Here is a 6,867-nt window from a genome sequence, read left to right as displayed (position 1 = left end):
GTTGGCTTTTAACCAATTGGTCGTAGGTTCGAATCCCACACGACCCACCATTTTTGATACCAGTTAGCGCTGGAATCGAATCTTAAGATCAGAGGCCAAAAGCGCTGATCGAAGAAGGCGCTCTTTTAAAAGGGTGCCTTTTTTTTACCGGGGTATAGCGCAGTCCGGTAGCGCGCCTGCTTTGGGAGCAGGATGTCAGGAGTTCGAATCCCCTTACCCCGACCATATTAAAAATCCTCGTATCGAAAGATACGGGGATTTTTTTTGCCTGCTGAAATCCGGTATCGCGACAAATGATCGTTCCCACGCGGGAGCGTAGGAACGATCAATTAACTGACGAGAGGGTTTTAGTGCAGCTTGAGCCGTGGTTCAGTCCCACGACCAATCCTGCTGCCGAGCATCAGCATCGCCGTGCGGAACGGGCCGTACAACGCGACCTGGTGCATGCGGTACAACGACACGTAAAACATCCGCGCCAGCCAGCCTTCCAGCATTACGCTGCCGGTCAGGTTGCCCATCAAGTTACCCACAGCCGAAAAACGCGACAGCGAGATCAGGGAGCCGTAATCGGTGTACTTGTACGTCGGCAACGGCTTGCCTTCGATGCGCAGTTTCAATGATTTGGCCAGCAACGAGGCTTGTTGGTGTGCGGCTTGCGCACGTGGCGGTACGTTGCGATCGGTGCCCGGTTGCGGGCAGGCCGCGCAGTCACCGAAGGCGAAAATGTTTTCGTCGCGGGTGGTTTGCAGGGTCGGCAGCACTTGCAGCTGATTGATCCGGTTGGTTTCCAGGCCGTCGATGTCCTTGAGGAAACCCGGCGCACGGATCCCGGCTGCCCAGACTTTCAGGCTGGCCTTGATCTCCTGGCCGCCGGCAGTGATCAGCGCATCGGCGGTGACTTCACTGACGGCTGCGTTGGTCAGCACCGTGACGCCGAGTTTTTCCAGGGTTTTATGCACAGGGCCGCCGATCCGCTCCGGCAGGGCAGGCAAGACCCTTGGGCCGGCTTCGATCAGGGTGATGTGCATGTTTTCCGGAAGAATCCGGTCCAGGCCGTACGCCGCCAGTTCGTGGGCTGCGTTGTGCAGTTCCGCCGCCAGTTCGACACCGGTGGCACCCGCGCCAACAATGGCCACGCTGATCTGTTGCACCGCATCGGATTGCCCGGCGTGGGCACGTAGATAGTGGTTGAGCAATTGCTGGTGGAAGCGCTCGGCCTGTTTGCGGGTGTCGAGGAACAGGCAGTGTTGCGCCGCGCCCTGAGTGCCGAAATCGTTGGTGGTGCTGCCGACCGAAATCACCAGCGAGTCGTAACCCACTTCGCGTGCCGGCACCAGTTCCCGGCCATTTTCGTCGTAGGTAGCAGCCAGCTGGATTTTTTTCTGGGCGCGATCGAGCCCGCTCATGCGCCCCAGCTGGAACTCGAAGTGGTTCCATTTTGCCTGGGCGACATAGTTGAGTTCGTCTTCGGAAGAGTTCAAGGAGCCTGCCGCCACTTCATGCAACAGCGGCTTCCAGATGTGCGTCAGGTTCGCGTCGACCAGCATCACACTGGCCGTGCCACGCTTGCCCAGAGTCTTACCCAGACGGGTAGCCAACTCCAGACCGCCGGCGCCGCCGCCAACGATGACAATACGATGAGTCATGGGGATATCTCGCAAGGCTAAAGGAAATCGGTGCAATTACCCGAGCGAGCGTCAGGGTCAGTTGACGTTTGGTGACGAACCGCGTTGCGATGCCAACGTGCGCGAGGCAAGGCGCGGGATGCCGCCAATGGTTGTTCCCTTGGCAAATCCCGCAACGCAGCCTCGCGCACGTTGGCGCGCAACCCGAAGGGACGGCGGCCCATTTGGCGCAGGGCGGCGTTGCTCGGAACTTATTTGGAACAACCAAACTTCGTTCCTCGCGCCTTGCCCTGCGCCAAATGGGCCGTCGTCGCGGTCGTCTCCAAACGTCAACTGACCCTGAGCAGCTCATAGCGTCAGGTAACTGATAAGTCGGCTCAGCAGGCCCAGGCCAATCGTCACTGCCACTACCACCACGAGGAGCATCCACGGCCGGAAAGGCCGGCGCTCGACTCGGTTCTGGGACAGTTGCAGATACTCTTCGACATGCTGCTGGTCGTCGGGTTTCAGGCGGCTGGTCATAATAAGGCCTCGTCAGGTAGACGTTGCTAAATGTATAGAAGCTACAGCGGGGGCGCCAACAATTGCTGTAGTGGGTTCACAGGCTGATCCCGACGTCGAAGAGGATGCTGCGTCCCAGATTACCGCGCAAAAAGTCCGGTGCATCAGGGTGAGCGAATAGCACCCGGGCAAAGGTCGGGCCGACCAGTGACAGCGAGCGCCAACCCTGGCGCAGGTATTCGGTGGGCGGCGGAAAATGGCTGTTGAGGTCGAGCACTTCGCGCTTGAGACTGGTGAAAGCGATGATATCCAGTTCGCCCAGGTCCATCCCCCGCTCTTTGTAGTTATGGGCTTTTTTGCGCAAGGTCGGTGCCAGTCTCAGCAAGAACTCGTTGGCTGGAATACGCCTGGGCTTGGCTTCGCGGCGCACCAGTTGGCTCAGGGAGAATGCACTGCGCCGGCGTTGCAGTTCGTCGCGCCACTCGTCATTGAGTCGTCGGCCTTCGTCGAGCACGAAGAACACTTCGAAGTTCGCCTCGCGAAACAGTACGTCCGGCGGTTCACCGGCAGGGCTGAACTCGTCGACACGGTAGGGGATGTTCAAGCCTTGCAGCAGGCGTTGGCAAACCCAACGCTCACGCTCCCATTTGCGGGCATTGGAAAGGAACGCGTTGGCTTGCTCGGCCGCGATGGTCAGCAGGCGCAAATAATCTGAGTCATCCATAGGCCAAGCTTAGCGTTCAAATGCGACAAGCTGAAGCTTTGCATCGAGTGGCACGACTGGGGGGCGGTGTAGACTGCTGCATATGGGGCTGTTGCCAAGGAGTCAGCGGTGGAGTCGAAGGATTTACCCTCATGATCAGTGCCGCACTGCTGTCTACCGAAACCCTCACAGTCGGCTGGCTGATCTATGTGCCGGTGCTGATCTGGGCCGCTGCGCGAGCACCGTGGGTCGAGTTGTTCACAGACAGTCGGCGTCAGCATTTGCTGTTCGGTACGGTGTTCGCGCTATTCGTCCTCTGGCTGGTGCGACGGGACTTCGACACCGGTGTGTCCTATCACATTATCGGCATGACGGCGGTGACGTTATTGCTGGACTGGCCGCTGGCGATTGTCGGCGGGCTGGTGGCGCAGGTGGGGCTGGTGCTGCTCGGGCGCCAGGACCTGGCCGCAATGGGGGTCAATGGCGCGTTGCTGATTCTGTTGCCGGTGCTGGTCACCGAAGGCTGCGCGATCCTGGTGGAGCGGGCGCAACCGCGTAATCCCTTTGTGTATATCTTTTGCTCGGGCTTTTTGGCCGCCGCGCTGTCGGCATTGCTCTGTCTGCTGGTGGGGCTGGGGCTGTTGTGGTTCGACGAGCGTTTTGCGATGCCGGAATGGCTGGAGGATTTTGTCGGTTACCTATGGCTGATCATTTTCCCCGAGGCGTTTATCAACGGCATGGTGATCAGTTCGCTGGTGGTGTTCTGCCCCGAGTGGCTGGAGACCTTCAACCGCACGCGTTATTTGTCGGCGCCGTGGAAAGACGACGACAAGCCTTGATCCATATCAAATGTTCGAATCGCCTGCGATTCCATGCTCTGGAAAATCCTCAGGAGCAGTGGCATGAGCGTTTACGAATGGGCAAGACAGGAATTGCGCAACAGTCTGGAGTCGGCGCATGAGGCCGGGTTCGAACCGGGGTTGAGCCTGCGCGCCTTGCTCAGCGCGGTGGTGCAGCAGAGCAAGGGCGTACGCAGTGTCGAGGATCTGGCCGATGAGTTGCAATTTCTGGCGGAGAATCTCGACGACAGCCAGGACTACGGGTTCATGCGGCCCTGAGGGGCGGGATCAGTGGCGCGGGTCGAACTCTTCCGAGAACAACTCGTCTTCAGCATCCGGGCTGACCGGAATCTTGTGTTCTTCCGAGGCCCAGGCGCCAAGATCGATCAGTTTGCAACGGTCCGAGCAAAACGGCCGGAAGGTGCTGGCTTCGCTCCATTCAACAGGGGCGCCGCAGGTTGGACATTCGACGACAGGGGGTTGGCTCATGACTGGCCTCCACGCAAAGTAAGGTAAAAGTGATGCAGGCGTTCGACCTCGCTGTGCAGCCAGGCGAGGTCGCGGTCGTTGACCACCACATCGTCGGCATGGCTGAGGCGGTCCTGACGGCTGGACTGGGCCTTGAGGATCGCCTGAACCTGCTGTTCGCTGGTCTGGTCGCGCTGCAAGGTTCGTTCGATCTGTAAGTGTTCCGGTGCGTCGATCACCAGCACTCGCTGGGTCATTTTGTACTGCCCGGACTCGATCAACAGCGGCGACACCAGAATCGCATAAGGTGATTGTGCGCGTGCCAGGTGAGCAGCGATTTCCTGAGCGATCAGCGGATGCAGCAACGCTTCGAGCCAGCGGCGTTCTTCGGGGACTTCAAAGATCAGCTTGCGCAGTGCCGCGCGATTCAATTGGCCATCGGCTTGCAGCACGCCGGCACCGAAGTGCTCGGCAATTTGCGCCAGCGCCGGGCGGCCGGGCTCGACCACCCAGCGTGCGGCATGATCGGCATCCACCGCATGCACACCCAGATCGATGAAGTGCCGGGCCGCTGCGCTTTTGCCGCTGCCGATGCCACCGGTCAGGCCGAGAATCCAGGGTTTTTCCACAGGGGTATTCATTTGAAACCGACAAACTGCCAATAGAAGCCGGTTATTTGACCACCCCAGAGCAAGGCAATCCAGCCGGCAATTGCCAGATAGGGTCCGAAGGGGATCGGCGTCGAGGTGTTGGCGTCTTTCAGACGCAGCAAAATCACGCCCCCCACAGCGCCCACCAGCGATGAAAGCAGGACCGTCAGCGGCAGAATCTGCCAGCCGCCCCAGGCACCGAGCAGCGCCAGGAGCTTGAAGTCGCCGTGACCGATACCTTCCTTACCGGTTATCAGTTTGAACAGCCAATACACCGACCACAGCAGTAGGTAACCGGCCACCGCACCCCACATCGCCGCGTGCAAAGGCACGAAAAGCTCGAAGCTGTTGACGATCAGACCCAGCCACAACAACGGCAATACCAGCACATCCGGCAGCAATTGGTGGTCGGCGTCGATCAAGCACATCGCCAGTAATCCCCAACTCAGGACCAGCCCCCACGCCGCTTGCCAACCGAAGCCGAAGTGCCAGGCGACAAACGCCGACAGCACGCCACAGGCCAGTTCGGTCAAGGGGTAGCGGGCGCTGATCGGCGCTTTGCAATTCGAGCAGCGGCCGCGCAGTGCCAGGTAACTGAGCAGCGGAATGTTTTCCCAGGCGCGGATTCGGTGGGCGCACTGCGGGCAGTGTGAATGCGGCAGCATAAGGTTGTAGGCCGGGCCCGGTGTTTCGGGCGGTAAACCCAGTACGTCCAGGGCTTGTTGCCGCCAGTCGCACTCAAGCATTTTCGGCAGGCGCCAGACCACCACGTTGAGAAAGCTACCGATCACCAGCCCAAGCACGAGCGCAGTGACAACGAATGCCAGTGGGTAACCGGCCATGAATTCACTCAAGGGCATGTTCAAATCGCTGAGCCGAGTTGGAAAATGGGCAGGTACATGGCAACCACCAACCCGCCGACAATGACGCCGAGCACCACCATGATGAACGGTTCCATCAGGCTGGTCAGGCTGTCGACCATATTGTCGACTTCAGCTTCATAGTAGTTCGCAACTTTGTCGAGCATGTCGTCCAGTGCGCCGGACTCCTCGCCAATGGCGGCCATTTGAATCGCCATGTTGGGAAAAATCCCGCTGGTGCGCATCGAGAAGTTCAACTGCATGCCGGTGGAGACATCTTGCTTGATGCGCAAGACCGCCCGCTTGAACACGATATTGCCGGTAGCGCCCGCTACCGAATCCAGGGCTTCGACCAGGGGGACCCCCGCGGCGAAGGTGGTCGACAGCGTACGGGCATAACGGGCCACCGCCGATTTGTAGAGTAGTGTGCCGACTATCGGCAGCTTCAGCAGTTGGGCATCCAGCCAGTCGCGAAAGCGTTGTGAGCGCTTGAGCGCGTGGCGAAAGCCCAGAACCCCGACGATCAAGGCGCCGAACAACAGCCACCACCACGCCTGCATGAACTCGGACAGACCGATCACCATCAGGGTAAAGGCCGGGAGTTCTGCACCAAATCCGGAAAATACCGACTGAAACTGCGGGACCACTTTGACCAGCAGAATGCCGGTGACGATGATTGCGACAAAGACCACGGCCAGCGGATAGGTCATGGCTTTTTTGATCTTGGCCTTGAGGCTTTCGCTTTTTTCCTTGTAGGTCGCAATCCGCTCCAGCAGCGTGTCGAGCGCGCCGGCCTGCTCGCCCGCGTCGACCAGGTTGCAGTAGAGCTCATCGAAGTACTGCGGCTTTTTACGCAGCGCGGTGGCGAAGCTGTTGCCGGCGGCGACTTCCTGTTTCACCTCGTCCACCAGCTTGCGCATGTTCGGGTTGTCGAAGCCTTCACCGATGATCTCGAACGACTGCAGCAGCGGCACACCGGCTTTCATCATGGTCGCCATCTGCCGGGTGAAGAGGGCAATGTCCAGTGCCTTGATACGGTTGCCGAAATTGAACAGCGAAGCGGTTTTTTTTCGTACTTTGCCCGGGTTGATACCTTGTTTGCGTAGCTGCGCCTTGATCAATGCCGGGTTATGACCGCTCAGCTCGCCGGTGACCTTGCTGCCTTTCCTGTCGGTGCCTTCCCAAGCGTAGACACTGACCTTGATTGCTTTGATCGCCATG

Annotated in this window: 9 protein-coding genes and 1 tRNA gene; 3 read left to right on the top strand and 7 right to left on the bottom strand. The window is 59.3% G+C overall.

The genetic code is table 11. The features are described from left to right. Nucleotides 1–148 precede the first annotated feature (148 nt). Nucleotides 149–225: transfer RNA gene (locus FPT12_RS26325), tRNA-Pro, on the top strand. 122 nt (nucleotides 226–347) lie between these two features. Here the strand turns inward: FPT12_RS26325 and FPT12_RS26320 are convergent. From FPT12_RS26320 to FPT12_RS26310, 3 genes are all read right to left on the bottom strand, one after another. Next, nucleotides 348–1,646 carry an NAD(P)/FAD-dependent oxidoreductase gene (locus FPT12_RS26320; RefSeq protein WP_145022175.1) on the bottom strand — a complete coding sequence of 433 codons (1,299 nt, stop codon included), beginning with the start codon at nucleotides 1,644–1,646 and terminating at the stop codon, nucleotides 348–350. A gap of 327 nt (nucleotides 1,647–1,973) precedes the next feature. Next, the gene (locus tag FPT12_RS26315) at nucleotides 1,974–2,147 is read right to left on the bottom strand and encodes a DUF3094 family protein (protein ID WP_145022172.1); all 174 of its coding nucleotides are present in this window, start codon (nucleotides 2,145–2,147) and stop codon (nucleotides 1,974–1,976) included. A 76-nt stretch (nucleotides 2,148–2,223) separates the two neighbouring features. Beyond that, nucleotides 2,224–2,850: a DUF1780 domain-containing protein gene (locus FPT12_RS26310; RefSeq protein ID WP_145022169.1), complete on the bottom strand. Its 627-nt coding sequence runs from the start codon at nucleotides 2,848–2,850 to the stop codon at nucleotides 2,224–2,226. Nucleotides 2,851–2,981: 131 nt separating this feature from the next. On the opposite strand from FPT12_RS26310, the gene FPT12_RS26305 reads away from it, so the two are divergent. Both FPT12_RS26305 and FPT12_RS26300 read left to right on the top strand, forming a co-directional pair. Continuing rightward, a complete protein-coding gene (locus FPT12_RS26305; protein ID WP_145022166.1) occupies nucleotides 2,982–3,668 on the top strand; it encodes an energy-coupling factor ABC transporter permease in 687 nt (228 codons plus the stop codon). 63 nt (nucleotides 3,669–3,731) lie between these two features. Beyond that, entirely contained in the window at nucleotides 3,732–3,947 is a 216-nt protein-coding gene (locus tag FPT12_RS26300) for a hypothetical protein (protein ID WP_054595542.1), read from the top strand. Nucleotides 3,948–3,956: 9 nt separating this feature from the next. Here FPT12_RS26300 and yacG read toward each other — a convergent pair whose 3' ends face one another. The 4 genes from yacG to FPT12_RS26280 are packed head-to-tail and all read right to left on the bottom strand — an operon-like array spanning nucleotide 3,957 to nucleotide 6,866. Next, entirely contained in the window at nucleotides 3,957–4,157 is a 201-nt protein-coding gene (gene yacG / locus FPT12_RS26295) for a DNA gyrase inhibitor YacG (protein WP_145022164.1), read from the bottom strand. After that, nucleotides 4,154–4,777 carry a dephospho-CoA kinase gene (gene coaE / locus FPT12_RS26290; protein WP_145022161.1) on the bottom strand — a complete coding sequence of 208 codons (624 nt, stop codon included), beginning with the start codon at nucleotides 4,775–4,777 and terminating at the stop codon, nucleotides 4,154–4,156. The genes yacG and coaE overlap by 4 nt, the downstream gene beginning before the upstream one ends. Further along, nucleotides 4,774–5,646 (bottom strand): A24 family peptidase, encoded by an 873-nt coding sequence (locus FPT12_RS26285; RefSeq protein WP_145022158.1) that lies wholly within the window; start codon nucleotides 5,644–5,646, stop codon nucleotides 4,774–4,776. The genes coaE and FPT12_RS26285 overlap by 4 nt, the downstream gene beginning before the upstream one ends. 2 nt (nucleotides 5,647–5,648) lie before the next feature. Further along, complete coding sequence (locus FPT12_RS26280; protein WP_145022155.1) at nucleotides 5,649–6,866, bottom strand: type II secretion system F family protein; 1,218 nt, start codon at nucleotides 6,864–6,866, stop codon at nucleotides 5,649–5,651. Between the last annotated feature and the right edge of the window lies 1 nt (nucleotide 6,867).

Source organism: Pseudomonas sp. H3(2019) (assembly GCF_007713465.1).
Classification (GTDB): Bacteria; Pseudomonadota; Gammaproteobacteria; order Pseudomonadales; family Pseudomonadaceae; genus Aquipseudomonas.
Note: the sequence above shows the minus strand (reverse complement) of the source record. Positions and strands in the feature narration are given on the sequence as shown.